General features: G+C 53.8%; 17 protein-coding genes and 1 pseudogene. 5 read left to right on the top strand and 13 right to left on the bottom strand.

From position 1 onward, the window contains the following. Positions 1–42: 42 nt before the first annotated feature. The 4 genes from JQ822_RS12575 to pdxB form a co-directional block, all read right to left on the bottom strand. Positions 43–702, bottom strand: coding sequence for a DedA family protein (locus JQ822_RS12575; RefSeq protein ID WP_213133738.1), 660 nt, complete (start codon positions 700–702; stop codon positions 43–45). 24 nt (positions 703–726) lie between these two features. After that, entirely contained in the window at positions 727–1,539 is an 813-nt protein-coding gene (gene truA, locus JQ822_RS12570; protein ID WP_213133737.1) for a tRNA pseudouridine(38-40) synthase TruA, read from the bottom strand. Next, positions 1,539–2,552 (bottom strand): aspartate-semialdehyde dehydrogenase, encoded by a 1,014-nt coding sequence (locus JQ822_RS12565; RefSeq protein ID WP_213133736.1) that lies wholly within the window; start codon positions 2,550–2,552, stop codon positions 1,539–1,541. The genes truA and JQ822_RS12565 overlap by 1 nt, the downstream gene beginning before the upstream one ends. 67 nt (positions 2,553–2,619) lie before the next feature. Continuing rightward, positions 2,620–3,756 carry a 4-phosphoerythronate dehydrogenase PdxB gene (pdxB, locus tag JQ822_RS12560; RefSeq protein WP_213133735.1) on the bottom strand — a complete coding sequence of 379 codons (1,137 nt, stop codon included), beginning with the start codon at positions 3,754–3,756 and terminating at the stop codon, positions 2,620–2,622. 108 nt (positions 3,757–3,864) lie between these two features. Here pdxB and flk point away from each other — a divergent pair, with 108 nt between their 5' ends. Further along, complete coding sequence (gene flk / locus JQ822_RS12555; RefSeq protein WP_213134077.1) at positions 3,865–4,866, top strand: flagella biosynthesis regulator Flk; 1,002 nt, start codon at positions 3,865–3,867, stop codon at positions 4,864–4,866. Here flk and JQ822_RS12550 read toward each other — a convergent pair. Further along, positions 4,863–6,041, bottom strand: coding sequence for an MFS transporter (locus tag JQ822_RS12550; RefSeq protein ID WP_213133734.1), 1,179 nt, complete (start codon positions 6,039–6,041; stop codon positions 4,863–4,865). The genes flk and JQ822_RS12550 overlap by 4 nt on opposite strands. A 179-nt stretch (positions 6,042–6,220) precedes the next feature. Continuing rightward, positions 6,221–6,595 (bottom strand): hypothetical protein, encoded by a 375-nt coding sequence (locus tag JQ822_RS12545; protein ID WP_213134076.1) that lies wholly within the window; start codon positions 6,593–6,595, stop codon positions 6,221–6,223. A gap of 170 nt (positions 6,596–6,765) precedes the next feature. Here JQ822_RS12545 and JQ822_RS12540 point away from each other — a divergent pair. The 3 genes and pseudogenes from JQ822_RS12540 (at position 6,766) to JQ822_RS12530 (ending at position 8,070) form a co-directional block, all read left to right on the top strand. After that, positions 6,766–7,010 (top strand): annotated as a pseudogene (locus JQ822_RS12540) (helix-turn-helix domain-containing protein). 167 nt (positions 7,011–7,177) lie between these two features. After that, complete coding sequence (locus tag JQ822_RS12535; RefSeq protein ID WP_213133733.1) at positions 7,178–7,546, top strand: hypothetical protein; 369 nt, start codon at positions 7,178–7,180, stop codon at positions 7,544–7,546. Next, entirely contained in the window at positions 7,546–8,070 is a 525-nt protein-coding gene (locus JQ822_RS12530; protein WP_213133732.1) for a YbjP/YqhG family protein, read from the top strand. The genes JQ822_RS12535 and JQ822_RS12530 overlap by 1 nt, the downstream gene beginning before the upstream one ends. Positions 8,071–8,113: 43 nt before the next feature. Here the strand turns inward: JQ822_RS12530 and fabB are convergent, their stop codons facing one another. Then, on the bottom strand, positions 8,114–9,334 hold the full coding sequence (gene fabB / locus JQ822_RS12525) for a beta-ketoacyl-ACP synthase I (RefSeq protein ID WP_213133731.1): 1,221 nt from the start codon (positions 9,332–9,334) through the stop codon (positions 8,114–8,116). 159 nt (positions 9,335–9,493) lie between these two features. Between fabB and mnmC the strand changes: the two genes are divergently transcribed. Next, positions 9,494–11,494, top strand: coding sequence for a bifunctional tRNA (5-methylaminomethyl-2-thiouridine)(34)-methyltransferase MnmD/FAD-dependent 5-carboxymethylaminomethyl-2-thiouridine(34) oxidoreductase MnmC (gene mnmC, locus JQ822_RS12520; RefSeq protein WP_213133730.1), 2,001 nt, complete (start codon positions 9,494–9,496; stop codon positions 11,492–11,494). A 56-nt stretch (positions 11,495–11,550) separates the two neighbouring features. On the opposite strand, the gene JQ822_RS12515 is transcribed toward mnmC, so the two are convergent. Genes JQ822_RS12515 through prmB form a run of 6 tightly spaced genes read right to left on the bottom strand, consistent with a single transcriptional unit; the run spans position 11,551 to position 16,101 of the window. Next, positions 11,551–11,829, bottom strand: coding sequence for a YfcL family protein (locus JQ822_RS12515; RefSeq protein WP_135321091.1), 279 nt, complete (start codon positions 11,827–11,829; stop codon positions 11,551–11,553). A gap of 32 nt (positions 11,830–11,861) precedes the next feature. After that, entirely contained in the window at positions 11,862–12,410 is a 549-nt protein-coding gene (locus JQ822_RS12510) for an elongation factor P hydroxylase (RefSeq protein ID WP_213133729.1), read from the bottom strand. Then, complete coding sequence (locus JQ822_RS12505) at positions 12,410–13,219, bottom strand: sulfite exporter TauE/SafE family protein (protein WP_213133728.1); 810 nt, start codon at positions 13,217–13,219, stop codon at positions 12,410–12,412. Before JQ822_RS12505 ends, JQ822_RS12510 begins: the two co-directional genes overlap by 1 nt. Continuing rightward, complete coding sequence (gene mepA / locus JQ822_RS12500) at positions 13,219–14,043, bottom strand: penicillin-insensitive murein endopeptidase (protein WP_213133727.1); 825 nt, start codon at positions 14,041–14,043, stop codon at positions 13,219–13,221. The genes JQ822_RS12505 and mepA overlap by 1 nt, the downstream gene beginning before the upstream one ends. Before the next feature lie 2 nt (positions 14,044–14,045). Further along, positions 14,046–15,131 carry a chorismate synthase gene (gene aroC / locus JQ822_RS12495; RefSeq protein ID WP_213133726.1) on the bottom strand — a complete coding sequence of 362 codons (1,086 nt, stop codon included), beginning with the start codon at positions 15,129–15,131 and terminating at the stop codon, positions 14,046–14,048. 37 nt (positions 15,132–15,168) lie between these two features. Beyond that, positions 15,169–16,101, bottom strand: coding sequence for a 50S ribosomal protein L3 N(5)-glutamine methyltransferase (prmB, locus tag JQ822_RS12490; protein ID WP_213133725.1), 933 nt, complete (start codon positions 16,099–16,101; stop codon positions 15,169–15,171). Positions 16,102–16,117 lie beyond the last annotated feature (16 nt).

The following is a 16,117-nucleotide window of genomic DNA, read 5'->3' as shown; positions in this document are numbered from 1 at the left end:
GAAACTTTGGATAAAAAAGTGGTCGAACCGCTGAGTTACTTTCTATTTTTGCGCCCTGGATGCTGCACGTTTGTGGCGAATGATTTCGATAACGCCTGGTAATACGGAGAGCACGATAATCGCCACAATCAACAACTTCAGGTTTTCCTGCACCACTGGCAGGTCGCCAAACAGATAGCCCGCATAAGTGAACAGTAATACCCACAGCAGCGCACCCACTACGTTATACATCGCAAAATGACGATAGGACATGTGCCCCATACCGGCAACAAACGGTGCGAATGTACGCACGATCGGAACAAAACGCGCCAAAATAATGGTTTTACCGCCATGACGTTCATAAAACGCATGGGTTTTATCCAGGTAGTTGCGACGAAAAATTTTCGAGTTCGGATTGCTAAACAGTCTTTCGCCAAACACCCGACCGATAGTGTAGTTCACCGCATCGCCCACAATTGCCGCCACGATCATTAACGCCACCATCAGATGAACATTGAGATCGTTGGTTGGCAGTGCGGAAAGCGCACCTGCGACAAACAGCAGCGAGTCTCCCGGCAGGAATGGCGTGACCACCAGCCCGGTTTCACAGAACAAGATCAGAAACAGAATGGCATAAACCCAAACGCCATATTCCGCGACCAACTCTGCCAGGTGCACATCAATGTGCAGGATAAAATCAATAAGAAAGTAAATCAGTTCCATAGTTATGCCTTTATACGACTCAAATTAGTCCGCCAGAAATAGCGGGCCCATCGGCGGTTTTGGCAAGTCAAACCGGTCGGGGTAATCTACCGCGACCAGATACAACCCTTCCGCCTTCGCCGTTGCCGCTGCCAGCGTTCTGTCCTTCGCCGCTAACAGTTCTGCTATCCAGCTCTCCGGCTGGTTGTTGGCACCTACTTCCATCAGGCTGCCGACAATATTCCTGACCATATGATGTACAAAGGCATTCGCTTTAATATCAACCACCACATAAGGGCCATGACGCGTCACGTTAATGTGCATCACGTTGCGCCACGGTGTACGCGACTGGCACTGCATTGCCCGAAACGAAGTGAAATCATTCTCCCCAATCAGGCACTGGGCCGCGCGATGCATACGTTCGGCATCCAGCGGCTCATAGTAATGCGTCACGCCTTTACCCAGAACCGCAGGGCGCAACCGATGATTGTAGATGATGTAGCGGTAACGGCGAGCCGTTGCGCTAAATCGGGCATGAAAATCATCCGGTACTGCCTTTACCCAGCGCACAGCAATGTCACCCGGTAAATTGGCATTTACCCCCAGCGTCCAGGCGGCGTCTTTACGTTGCGCGGTCGTTTCAAAATGCACGACTTGCCCTGTGCCATGAACGCCCGCATCGGTGCGTCCCGCACAAAAGACATTGATGCGTTCATTGGCGACCTGAGAGAGCGCTTTTTCCAGCTTTTCCTGAACGCTACGGACCTCGTTCTGGCGCTGCCAGCCATAATATTTGCTGCCGTCGTACTCAATACCCAGCGCAATTTTATGGACGGGCAGTTGTTGCAGGTCAGACATTAGTACATATACTCCTGCACCAGTTTTTCAGCGATTTTCACCGCCATCAACGCGCCGCCGAAGCGCACGTTGTCTGCTACAGACCAAAACTGTACCTGCTCCGGCATACCGTAATCATTGTGCACGCAGCCAACCGAAAGATGCGGACTACCAGACGCATCGCGGACCTGGGTCGGGAAATCCGTCGCTTCTGACAGCACAATATCTTCGCCACGCTCAAACGCGTCGCGCGCTTCTTCTGCCGCCAGCGGACGTAGCGCTTCAAAGCTCACCATCTGCGCATGGCCGTAGAATACCGGCGACTGTACGATGCTTGCGGAGATCATCAGCCCTTCGTCCTGCATAATTTTACGCACTTCATCAACAATACGACGCTCTTCACGCACGCTGCCTTCGCGGTCTGGCAGCAACGGCAGCATGTTGAACGCCAGCTGGCGGCCAAAGAAATCGTCGTCATCAATCGGAATACCGTTGAGCAGCTTCGCACTCTGCCCGGCCAGCGCATCAACCGCTTTTTTACCGTGAGCGGAAGCCGAAAGTATATTGGTCACCGTGATACGAGAAAGTCCACCATCGTCAATCAGCGGTTTCAGCGCAGACAGCAGTTGGCTGGTCAGGCTACCGGGGACCGCAATCACGTTGCGGTTGCGGTAATCCGCCAGTACGAACGGATTTACGTCCGGCACCACCAGCGGAACGTCCGGCTCAAGGGCAAACAGGCCGCTGCTGTCAATTACCAGGCAGCCCGCATTGGTTGCTTCTTCTACCCACGCCGCGGTTGCTTCAACGCCCGCGACAAAAAATGCCAGCTGCGCCTGTGTCCAGTCAAAGTCAGCAACATCCTGGACGATTATTGATTTACCGTTAAAACGCAGGCGCTCACCCGCGCTTTCATTACGAGCCAGCGCATAAATCTCACCGACCGGGAACTGGCGTTCCGCCAGCGTTTCGAGCAGGGCTTCGCCTACGGCGCCCGTTGCGCCCAGAATGGCAATATTCCAGCCTTCAGACATGGTGATTTACTCCAGAAATACGTAAGCGTCCCTGTCGTATTATTCGACAGGGAGCATTAAGAAGACATTAATGTGCCGGGTGATGAACGGCGTTAAAACCCAGCTGACATAACAAGGTAGCTGCAGCAGCGTCGTCACACATCACGTACAAAGACGACCATTCACGGCGCTCAAGGTAATTTTTACGCAGTTTATCAAACTCACCCGGAATTCCAGCGACTTTGCGCAGCGGCGCATCATCGCGGCGCACATCATACACTAAATGCACCAGCCTTTTCAGCGTTGGCTGATCCAACGGGCCATGCAGCGTGATACGGCCAAATTCGGGTGCGGGTAACAGTGTGTTCAGCGCAACGTGCTGCTCACGACCGATAAACTTGCTATAGGCCTCAAAAACCTGCGTTGTCCCACGCGCCTTCCCTTCGAGGGTATAACCCGCAATGTGTGCCGTGCCGATATCCGCTTTCTCGAGCAGCGCGACATTCAGATCCGGCTCACCTTCCCAAACATCCAGCACCACGCTCAAACGTTTCCCGGCATTAAGACAGGCCAGCAAAGCGGTATTGTCGATGACCGGTCCACGGCAGGCGTTAATCAGGATAGTGCCCGGCTTCAGTCGGCTAATCAGCGCTTCATCGGCCAGATGCAGGGTTTTGTACCGACCGTCTTTAAACAGTGGCGTATGGAAGGTCAGAATATCGGCTTGCTCAACCAGCTCGCCCAGCGAGCGGAAGTCGCCCTCGTCTCCCCGGTCGGCACGCGGCGGGTCGCAAAGTAATGTGCGGATCCCTAACGCTTCCAGTCGCGCCTGCAAACGCGCGCCTACATTGCCGACGCCGACAATGCCCACGGTGCGATCGGCTAACGCAAAACCATCGCGCTCTGCCAGCATCAGCAGTGCTGAAAAGACATACTCAACCACCGCAATCGCATTGCAACCGGGCGCGGCGGAGAAACCAATCTCTGACTGCGCAAGCCAGGCTTCATCTACGTGGTCAGTGCCTGCGGTTGCCGTTCCGACAAACTTAACCGGTTTTCCGCCAAGCAGTGATTCATTGACTTTCGTCACCGAACGCACCATTAAGGCGTCCGCATTATCCAGTTCTGCAACGGGAATCGGGCGACCTGGAATCGCTTTGACCTCCCCCAAACGACTGAACAGTTCGCGGGCATAGGGCATATTTTCATCAACGAGGATTTTCACGTCTTTCGCACCTGTTTGAGAACGAGAGTTAACCGGGCAAGTGTGCCATAATCTCGTCGCCAGGCATACTGCGAGACCTGGTTAGCACAGATTTAAGGAATAGAGATGATGCAGCCCATTTCTGGTACGCCCGCCCGCCCTCCCGGTGAAGGCCAAAACGCCCCTTCCGTTGCGGGTGAGCAACCATTGTCCACGCTACAACGCACCGTGTTGGAACGACTGATTACCCGTTTGATTTCGCTCACTCAGCAGCAAAGCGCCGAGGTGTGGGCCGGAATGAAGCACGATCTGGGCGTCAAAAGCGATACGCCGCTGCAGTCGCGTCACTTTCCCGCAGCTGAACAAAACCTGAACCAACGTCTGGGTATTGCTCAGCAGAATCATGTCAACCGTCAAGTACTGGCGCAGCTCACTGAATTACTGACTCAGGGAAATAACCGCCAGGCGGTGAGCGATTTTATCCGTCAACAGTACGGACAAACGGCACTCAGCCAGCTCACGCCGGAGCAGTTGAAGAATGTGCTGACGCTGCTGCAACAAGGGCAGCTTTCGATTCCTCAACCACAACAACGTCCGGCAACCGCGCGTCCCCTGTTACCCGCCGAACACAATACGCTGAATCAACTGGTCACAAAGCTGGCGGCTGCTACCGGAGAATCCAGCAAAATGATCTGGCAGTCGATGCTGGAACTGTCCGGTGTAAAAAGCGGTGAACTGATCCCCGCCAGGCAGTTTACGCATCTGGTCACCTGGCTGCAGGCGCGCCAGACGCTAAGCCTGCAAAATGCTCCAACCCTGCAAACGCTACAGGCGGCGCTCAAGCAGCCGTTAGAGCCAAATGAATTTGCGGCCATCAAAGACTATGTCCAACAGACGTATCAGATCCAACCGCAAACGGTTCTGACCGCGGTGCAGGTGCAAGACTTGCTTAATCAAATCTTCCTGCGCCGCGCAGAGCGGGAACGAGAATTAAGCGATCCGCGCCATCTTCAACCTATATACAGCCCGTTCGCGCCGGTAATTGAAACCGTTAAATCGCTGTCGACACGACCGGGATTGCTGTTTGTGGCGTTGATGATTGCCTTAGCCATTTTCTGGCTCGTTGTTTAGCGTTTGCGCAAGGTCAACAGCGTAACGACAATCCCCACTACTGCGGAAATCGCCCCAGCGAGGAATACCGAGGAATAGCCGTACGCGGTAGCCAAGACGCCTGCCAGAGGACCGCTTACGCCGTACGAGATATCCTGAAATGCGGCGTAACCGCCGAGCGCGGTCCCACGCACCTGTGCAGGAACGCGCTTCACCACCTCTACACCCAGCGCCGGGAAGATAAGCGAACACCCGGCCCCGGTTAATGCCGCTCCCAGCAGCGCAATCCAGGCCGTGGGTGCCTGCCAGAGCAGCACCAGCCCCACGGTTTCAACCAGCAAAGAAACCACCGCCACCTTCACGCCGCCAAACCGGTCCGGCATCCAGCCAAACAGAATGCGCATCAGCACAAACGCACCGCCGAACGCGGTCAGGGTGAAGCCAGCCATCGTCCAGCCGTTACTGACAAAATAGAGTGAAATAAACGTGCCAATCACCGCAAAGCCAACGCCTTGCAGCGCCAGACCCAGCCCCGGTTTCCAGATAAGCCCAACCACGCTCCACAACGAAGGACGCTCTCCCGCGTGGGCTGGCACTTTACGGACCGTACCATTGAATGCCCATGCCAGCAGCGGCAACGCCATCGTGGTTCCCGCCAGCGCAGCAAAGCCGAAATGGCTGTGGATCAGCAGGCCCAACGGCGCACCGACCGCCAGCGCGCCGTAAATCGCCATCCCGTTCCACGACATCACTTTGCCGGAACGTGTTGGCCCAACCAGCCCCAAGCCCCAGGTCAGGGTGCCGGTCAACAGCTGGCTTTCGCCAAAACCGAGGATCAGACGTCCGATAATCAGCAAAGCAAATTTAACAGGAACGGAGACCGGTAATAGCGCGGCCAATAGCCACGCCGCGCCCGCCAGCGCACAGGCAAACATCCCCTGCAGCGCCGAACGCTTGGCACCATACTGATCGGCTAAACGCCCGGCGTAGCCACGCGTTAAAACCGTTGCCAGAAACTGAATGCCCACAGCGATACCGACCATGGTATTGCCATAGCCCAGTTCCTGATGCACAAACAGCGGGATGACGGGTAAAGGTAGCCCGACCGTCATATAGGTCAGGAAAACCGCAAAAGCGATACGAAACAGCGAAAAGTTCGCCGAAGGTGTTTTTTCTTGTTGAGTTACTGCTGTCATGCGTTACTCCAAAATGCAGAGTAAGGCGAGGAATGCCCACGCCCCCTCTACCTGACGATCAGGATTAAGGTGCGTTGGATAACGTTAAACGCTTACGCATTATCATGAGGATAATGTTGAAACTGGAGTCTGCCTGTGATTTGCCAGGGCTGTCAACCATGAAATCACAGGTGTTCGCATCAAAATGGTGGCTTCTCGTCGAACAAAAAGGGAAATACTGTATCAATACCTTTAGTACCAAACAGTCCGCTTACCTGCTTGCGCTGCTCCAGCGTCAATAGCCGGAACATCATATCCCAGATCTCTTTCGGTTCAGCTTCCCAGAGAGTGCTGTTACCCGGTATGCCCACATCGTCCTTTTCCGCCATGTAGTCGCGAACATACGCTGGCAGAATCGAAATGTGATACTCCCAGGCTTTGGATTTAACGCGCTTGCGTTTAACCCCCTCTTTTCCTTTGCTGAGCGCATTAAGGCGACCTCGAACGGCAGGTGCGGTGCCAGGATAACCAGGTAAACCTATACATTCCTGTACTGTGAACCACTCTCTTGGCACCATTTCTTTCCTTTCTGCGATGAAATAAAAATATTTTTTCTTTTGCGCAAATTTTCGGTTTTATTCTGGCAATATTCCTGCGATAAAAAAGAAAGTAACGTTCTTTTTATCATCCTGATTAATACCCTAAAAATATCGGCACCGATAACACATCTTCATAGGGTTACAGAATGAAACACAAAAGCCAAGACTGGCATCGTGCAGATATTAAAAGTGCACTGGAAAAAGAGGAATTACTCTCAGAGAACTTTCGCGTTCAGCAGGTTTATCTCCCGACTCGCTACGCAATGTATTTACCCGCCACTGGCCAAGAGCAGAGATGATCATTGCGAAGGCGCTGGATACTACACCCGATGAGGTCTGGCCTTCGCGCTACTCCAGTGAGTCAACTAATGAAAACAAACCCGTCGAATAACCCAATCTGATAAATCAATCATTCTTAAGTTATCTATGACATCAATTAATAAATATATTAACGAATCATATTGAAGGTATTAATAGCACTAACGGTCATTCCTGTTTAAATAAATACTGCTAAAGCATTACGTGATTCCATTACTCTTTATATTAACCGGAACGACTATGAACTGGAATAAAACGACGGCAGCCAGTTATGCTAAATCGCATGCGGGTTCACATTCTCAAGCACGTTGTGCGAAATATCCCCGCAAAGCCATTCAGGCTGGAGGTATCACTCTCGGGCATACTTACCATGCCAAAGATTATGGCCCCATGCTAAAAAGTGCCGGATTCAGCGCTATTGGTACCTTTGAACAACCGCGCGAGGGAGATGTCATCGTCATTCAGCCTTATGCAGGAGGAAACCCAAGTGGTCATATGGCGATATATGACGGCAGAGAGTGGTACTCCGACTTTAAACAGCGAGATATGTGGGCCGGTCCGGGCTATCGGGCAGCTAAACCGTCATACATCATTTACAGGAAACAGTAATGAAAGTGTTCTCGTTTATTGCTCTGATCCTGTTGCTATGCGGTTGTTCTACGCCCCACTGCGACAGCACCCAGGATGTAAAACAGTTCTATCTCTTGTGGATGACAACCTGGAGTGAGGGTGACGCGCTCCCCGACAAGACATCAGCAGTAATGCAACACTATGTGGCGAAAGAGGCTATCGAGCGTCTGGCGATGATTAGTGCCCTTTACGAGCAGGAGATCATGGATTCGGACTATTTTATGTACATGCAGGATTACGCCCCGGAGTGGATCCCACAGTTACGGGTTGGGCAGGCTCAGTCCTTTCTCGGTGGTGAAAAAGTTGACGTTCAGTTAGGTACCGAATCGCAACCTGTTCAACTGGAGGTGTATACGCGTTGGGAGGATGGCCGCTGGAAAATTTATCGCGTCCGCGATGTGGGCAATAATTTCGAGCACCCCATCTACAGCGCCGGTGATATTACGCAAGCCAAGGCCTGGTCTGCTGAAATCGCGCCGGAATACGAAAAAATGAATAAATAAAAAAGGGAGCCATCAGGCTCCCTTCTCACATAATCATTCAGAATTATGCTTTCAGCTTACGCATAACCAGCGTGGCGTTGGTGCCGCCAAAGCCGAAGCTGTTGGACATCACAGTGGTCAGCTCTTTCTCAGTCGGTTTGGTCACGATGTTCAGACCCGCCGCCTGCTCATCCATCTCTTCAATGTTGATGCTTGGGGCGATAAAGCCGTGTTCCAGCATCAGCAGAGAGTAGATGGCTTCCTGTACGCCAGCCGCGCCCAGAGAGTGACCGGTCATCGCTTTAGTTGCGGAGATCGCCGGGCTGTTGTCGCCGAAGACTTCACGGATAGCACCCAATTCTTTCACGTCACCTACCGGAGTAGAGGTACCGTGGGAGTTCAGGTAGTCGATTGGCGTATCCACGCCGTGCATCGCCATTTGCATGCAGCGCACTGCGCCTTCACCAGACGGTGCAACCATATCTGCACCATCGGACGTTGCTCCGTAGCCAACGATTTCTGCATAGATATGCGCGCCACGAGCCAGAGCGTGTTCCAGCTCTTCAACCACAACCATACCGCCGCCGCCTGCAATAACGAAACCATCGCGGTTCGCATCATAAGTACGGGATGCTTTTTCCGGACAGTCGTTATATTTGGTAGACAGTGCGCCCATAGCGTCGAACTCGCATGCCATTTCCCAGCACAGCTCTTCGCCGCCGCCTGCGAAAACGATATCCTGTTTGCCCAGTTGGATCTGCTCAACCGCGTTGCCGATACAGTGCGAAGATGTCGCACAGGCGGAGCTGATGGAGTAGTTCACACCATGGATTTTGAACGGGGTTGCGAGGCAGGCAGAAACGCCAGAGCCCATCGCTTTGGTGACCACATACGGGCCAACCGCTTTCAGGCCACGCGGGCTACGCATTGCGTCAGCACCGAACACCTGAAAACGTGGGGAGCCGCCGCCAGAACCTGCAATCAGGCCAACGCGCGGGTTATTCTGGTAAACGTCTGCAGAGAGGCCGGCATCAGCCACAGCCTGCTCCATAGAAAGGAATGCATAGATGGATGCGTCGCTCATAAAGCGCACAACTTTGCGGTCAATGAGGCCAGTGGTATCCAGTTTTACGTTGCCCCAAACGTGGCTACGCATGCCGGAGTCCTTCAGCTCCTGAGAGAAAGTGATCCCTGAACGTCCTTCACGCAGAGATGCCAGGACTTCCTGCTGGTTATTACCGATGCTGGAAACGATGCCCAAGCCAGTAATCACTGCACGTTTCATTCAATACCTCTGTAAGTCGCACTATTTTAAAGTTTCGAGTGGCACAATAGCGTACACTTGTACGCCGAACAAGTCCGATCAGCCATTTAATGTGGAAATTTGCGCACTCAGGCACTCATCGTTAAGATCGAGACACAGCAAGCCAGACGAGTAACTTACGTGAAACAATACGCGATACAACCTGCCAACCTTGAATTCAACGCTGAGGGTACACCTGTTTCCCGAGATTTTGACGATGTCTATTTTTCCAATGATAATGGGCTGGAAGAGACGCGTTATGTGTTTCTCGGCGGCAATCATCTCGCGGACCGATTCCCGACACATCCACGCCCGTTATTCGTGGTGGCGGAAAGTGGTTTTGGCACCGGACTCAACTTCCTCACCCTCTGGCAAGCATTTTCGGCTTTTCTCGCTGCGCACCCTGACGCAACCCTGGAAAGACTGCATTTCATCAGTTTTGAAAAATATCCGCTGACGCGTGACGATCTGACATTAGCCCATCAGCACTGGCCGGAACTTGCCCCGTGGGCGGAGTCATTGCAGGCTCAGTGGCCGCTGCCATTAGCGGGTTGTCATCGACTGCTGCTCGATGAAGGTCGGGTCACGTTGGATTTGTGGTTCGGCGACATTAACGATCTCACCGGTAAACTGGATGAATCCCTGAATCAGCAGGTCGATGCCTGGTTCCTGGACGGTTTCGCTCCGGCAAAAAACCCCGATATGTGGACGCCGACGCTGTTTAACGCGATGGCCCGGCTTGCCCGTCCGGGCGGGACGCTGGCAACCTTCACCTCCGCAGGTTTTGTTCGCCGGGGCTTGCAGGACGCCGGTTTCACGATGCAAAAATGCAAAGGCTTCGGGCGTAAACGCGAAATGTTGTGCGGCGTGATGGAGCAAAACCTTGCTTTCCCGTCACCCGCACCGTGGTTCTCACGCACCGGCACGGAAAAACGTGAGGCGGCTATTATCGGTGGCGGCATTGCCAGCGCATTGCTGTCGCTGGCACTCGCGCGCCGTGGCTGGCAGGTGACGCTCTATTGCGCTGACGATAAGCCCGCACAGGGCGCGTCCGGTAATCGTCAGGGCGCACTGTATCCGTTGCTCAGCAAACATGATGCCGCCATTAATCTCTTTTTCCCCACCGCGTTTACCTTCGCCCGTCGACTGTATGACGCCCTGCCGGTGGATTTCGCGCATGACTGGTGCGGCGTAACGCAACTTGCCTGGGATGAGAAAAGCCAACAGAAAATCACCCAGATGCTGTCACTTGCATTACCCGATGCTCTTGCGCTTGCCGCTGATGCTGAACAGGTTTTACAAACGACCGGCGTCGCAACTGACTGCGGCGGTATCCAATATCCTACCGGAGGGTGGCTGTCTCCTGCGCAGTTGACCACTGCTGTACTGAACTACGCCGAAACGCAAGGATTACGTACCCTTTATCAGCATTCGCTGACATCACTTGCACAGCAGGAAGACAACTGGCAGCTACAGTTTGCCACTGGCAAAACCGTTGAACATGAGGTGGTGGTGCTGGCGAATGGTCACCGCATAAGCCGCTTTGATCAGACCCAGCCGTTACCGGTCTATTCCGTCGGCGGTCAGGTGAGCCATATTCCCACCACGCCTTCACTTTCGGCGCTGCATCAAGTGTTGTGTTACGACGGATACCTCACGCCACAAAATCCGGACAATCAGCATCATTGTATTGGCGCGAGCTATCATCGTGGTGAAGAAGAGACGGCGTATCGCGAAGACGATCAGCAGCAAAACCGACAACGTTTAATCGACTGCTTCCCGCATGCTGCGTGGGCAAAAGAGGTAGATGTCAGTGGGCAGGCTGCGCGCTGTGGCGTTCGCTGTGCCACCCGCGATCACTTACCGATGGTCGGCAATGTACCGGATTATGACGCCACGCTCAGTCAGTACGCCAATCTTGCAGAACACAAAGAGACCGCCGCGCCCGCGCCGGTTTACCGTGACTTATTTATGCTGGGTGCACTGGGCTCGCGCGGGCTGTGCTCTGCCCCACTGTGTGCAGAAATTCTGGCGGCGCAAATGAGTGATGAACCGATCCCAATGGACGCAGAAACTCTGGCAGCGTTGAATCCGAATCGTTTATGGGTGAGAAAATTAGTGAAGGGAAAAGCAGTAAAATAATGAGGTCATCATTGCGGACCGGATAAGCGGTTAACGCCACCCGGTCCGTAAGGTAATTATTGTTGCGTCGCCTTCTGGAACAACGTGTCCCACATCTCTTTCACTAACGCCTGGTCACGCGGCGAGAGTTCGCCCGCGCTGATAGCTTTTTCCAGGCTGCTGGTAACATTGGCGTACAATGCCTCAGCGGAATGGTCCTCACCACCGTCCAGTTCTGCCACGGCCAGCGTCAAGTGTCCACGCAAATACCCACTGGCAAATAGCTCATCATCGCTGGCGTGTTCTACCATATCGTCGATTAGTGCCAGAATGCGTGATTCAAACTCCGCGATCATCTTCTTTCCTCATTGTAAACGTGGCTGCCACTTCAGTTGAGCGCTTCGGGCCACGGGAATTGTTCCGCCTTAAGTTCAGGCGTGTGATAATAATTCTGTAGCGCCTTGATGAAACGCGCTGGACGCTCAGGGATGCCTTTTTCCAGATACTCCATTACCTGGGCGTGAACACGGCGCTGGAACATCACGCGATCCGGCTCAAAGTCGCCTTCCAGGTTGTCACAGCTGACGTTAAACGGGTATCCCGCCGCCATGCAAAATAGCCAGTCAAAAGCCTGCGGCTTCACTTCCACGTCTTCAAACTGACATTGTGTTTTGGCGTCACGCCCATCCGGGCAGTACCAGTAACCGAAGTCGACCAGCTCACGACGGGCTTTACCGGCAATGCACCAATGGGAAATTTCGTGTAACGCGCTGGCGTAATAACCATGTGCAAAAACGATGCGGTGGTACGGTAATTCCGCATCAGCAGGAAGATAGATCGGTTCATCGTCGCCTTTAATCAGACGGGTATTAAATTCATCGGCAAAGCAGCCGTTAAAAATCTCAATTAACTGATCGTAGTGATGGGTATTATTCATTAGTTCATCCCCAGCCAGTGGAGAATCTCCTGTCCATGGTTATCGTAAAGTAGCTTGGCGCTCATCACCGCGGAGACAATGACGATCATTGGCCGAATCAGTTTTTGTCCTTTGCTGAGCACCAGTCGCGACCCCATCCGCGCGCCAATAAACTGGCCAATGAGCATCACAAAACCGGTTGCCCAAATCACTTTGCCGCCGAGGGCAAATAACAGTAGCCCGCCAATATTTGAGGTGGCATTCAAGACTTTGGCGTGTGCCGTGGATTTCGCCAGATTGTAGCCGCACAGCATGACAAAGCAGAGCGCATAAAACGACCCGGCTGCCGGGCCAAAGAAACCGTCGTAGAAACCGACGCAGCCTCCGGCTATCAGCGCAAAAGGTAGACCATGCAACCGACGCTGCCGGTCTTCTTCACCCACTTTCGGCATCAACAGAAAGTAAAGGCCAATACAGATAACCAGAACCGGCAGGATCTGGCGCAAAATATCCGATTGCACATGCTGAACCAGCAGCGCGCCGCTCATTGACCCAATAAAGGTCATAAAGATGTTGAGTTTTTGATCCGCCAGATTCACCACGCCCCGGCGAATAAAATACAGCGAGGAAGAGATCGATCCCCCACAGGCCTGCAGTTTATTGGTTGCCAGCGCCTGTGCTGGCGGCATACCGGCAGCCATCAACGCAGGGATGGTGAGTAAGCCACCGCCCCCCGCCAGAGAATCAATAAATCCCGCCAGTATTGCCACAAAAAAAAGAACGCCCAGCAACAGCGGAGACACCATAAACAGAGAGGCAAAATGATCCATTAGAGTACATGCTCATCCAGCAGCGCCTGGCAGGAAGGCGGCAACGGGGGCGGTGTCTTCTTCTCAGGCTTGGTGGTTACAGGTTTTGGAGGTTCGAACCAGCTTTGTAGCTCCGCGCCACAGCCGTCACCCGGTGGCGGTAACGGTTGATCTTCGCACTCAAGACTGTCGGCAGGACAACGTAACCGTACGTGCATATGCGCACGGTGCTGGAACCATGGCCGCACTTTACGCAACCAGTCCCTGTCGGTCCCTGCATCCAGACAAAGTTGCTGCTTAATCGCCGGATTCACGAAAATACGTGTGACTTCATTATCTTTTGCCGCCAGCCTGATCAGGCTGAAAATCTCTGGCTTCCACAATGACGGCACAACCCGCTTGCCATCCTGTGATACCAGATCCAACGCCTGGGGCCGCAGCAGTTGCGACTGGGTCCAGCGCGTTTTCGGTAATTGCAGGAAAATATCGACGTCCAGTCCCGTCTGGTGGCTGGCGTGTCCGCCGTTAAAACGCCCACCGGCCGGCATACCCATATCGCCGATTAACACCGTGCCCAATCCAAGGTTACTGGCCTGGGTGCTCAAACGCTGGATAAACGTCACCAGGTCCGGATGACCAAAATAGCGACGTTGATCGGTGCGCATCACCTGATAGTGTTCTGACTGCACGGGCAGCGTATCTGCGCCAACAATGCAACCATTGGAGAACGCACCGATGGACTGTGCGCTGCCTGCCACCGGGTGGGTAATTTTCTGCCAGGGCGTCGCCGCCAGACAGGCGGTACTGGCAAAAAGAGCCAGCGCCGCAAGTGCCGTTTTTTTCATCTTTACCAGCGTGGAATGTCCGTCTTTACATCCGCATTCTGCGCCCGCTGACGCAGCAGGTGATCCATCAGCACAATCGCCAGCATCGCTTCTGCGATCGGCACAGCGCGGATCCCAACACACGGATCATGACGTCCTTTGGTTATCATTTCGACTTCTTCACCAAAGCGGTTAATGGTGCGTCCGGGAACGGTAATACTGGACGTCGGTTTCAGCGCCATATGCGCAACAATTTGTTGCCCGCTGCTGATCCCCCCCAGAATGCCGCCCGCATGGTTGCTCTGGAAACCTTCTTTAGTGATTTCATCACGATTCTGACTGCCGCGCAGCGCAACAACCTCGAAGCCGTCGCCAATCTCCACGCCTTTGACCGCATTAATGCTCATCAACGCATGGGCAATGTCGGCATCCAGACGGTCAAAAACAGGTTCGCCGAGACCCGCCGGTACGTGGCTTGCAACCACGGTCACTTTTGCTCCGATGGAATCGCCCTCTTTCTTGAGCGCACGCATCAGTTCATCCAGCGCCGTGATTTTGTCCGGATCCGGGCAAAAGAACGGGTTAAGCTCGACCTGAGACCAGTCTTTGATCTCCAGCGGAATATCGCCCATCTGAGTCAGACAGCCGCGAATTTCGACGCCGAATTTCTGCGCCAGATATTTTTTGGCAATCGCCCCGGCTGCCACGCGCATCGCCGTTTCGCGCGCGGAAGAACGCCCGCCGCCACGGTAGTCACGCACGCCATATTTCTGCTCATAGGTATAGTCGGCATGGCCAGGACGGAAAACATCCTTAATCGCGCCGTAATCCTGTGAACGCTGATCGGTATTTTCGATCAGCAGGCCAATACTGGTACCGGTGGTGACGCCTTCAAACACGCCAGAGAGGATCTTCACCTGATCCGGCTCGCGACGTTGCGTAGTGTAACGCGAAGTTCCCGGACGCCGTCTGTCGAGATCGTGCTGCAGGTCAGCTTCAGTCAGAGGAATGCCCGGCGGAACGCCATCCACGATACAGCCGAGCGCCAGCCCGTGTGATTCGCCGAAGGTCGTTACGCGAAAGAGTTGTCCAATTGTGTTTCCTGCCATCACCGCTCCGTTATCATTGTTGTATGTGCGCGTGTCGTTAATCTTTATAGATGCTGAAATGCTCACGAGCGGCGATCAGCTGCTCTTTAGTCAGCATAAATACGCCTTCGCCGCCGTTGTCGAATTCCAGCCACGTAAACGGCACATCCGGATATTGTTCCATCAGATGTACCATGCTGTTACCGACTTCACAAATCAGAATACCGTTGTCTGACAGGTAGTCCGGCGCATTGCCCAGAATGCGGCGGGTGAGCTTCAGCCCATCGCTGCCAGACGCCAGTCCCAGCTCTGGTTCATGGCGATACTCATTAGGCAGATCGGACATATCTTCCGCATCCACATACGGCGGGTTGGTCACAATCAGGTCATACTGCACTTTCAACAGGTCACGGAACAGATCGGAGCGGATCGGCGTCACGTGATGGATCAAACCATGTTCTTCAATATTGTGCTCGGTCACCGCCAGCGCATCAGTGGAAATATCGACCGCGTCCACTTCAGCTTCCGGGAAGGCATACGCACAGGCGATCGCGATACAGCCGCTACCGGTACACATATCAAGAATGTGCTGCGGCTGCTCGTTGATAAGACCGGCAAAGCGATTATTAATCAGCTCGCCAATCGGTGAGCGCGGCACCAGCACACGTTCATCGACATAGAATTCGTGGCCGCAGAACCAGGCTTTGTTGGTCAGGTAAGCAACCGGGATGCGTTCATTGACGCGGCGAATCACACGCTCAACAATGCGGTGGCGCTCGCTGGAGGTCAGACGTGCGGTGCGCATATCTTCTGGGATATCCAGCGGCAGGTAGAGCGACGGCAACACCAGCTGTACCGCTTCATCCCATGGGTTATCCGTCCCGTGGCCATACCAGATATTCGCCGCGCTAAAACGGCTGACCGCCCAACGCAACATGTCCTGAATGGTATGCAGTTCACTCACTGCTTCATCAACGAAAATTTTATCCACGTATTCCTCCAGGGCA

Source organism: Citrobacter sp. FP75, from assembly GCF_018342065.1.
GTDB lineage: Bacteria > Pseudomonadota > Gammaproteobacteria > Enterobacterales > Enterobacteriaceae > Citrobacter.
Note: the sequence above shows the minus strand (reverse complement) of the source record. Positions and strands in the feature narration are given on the sequence as shown.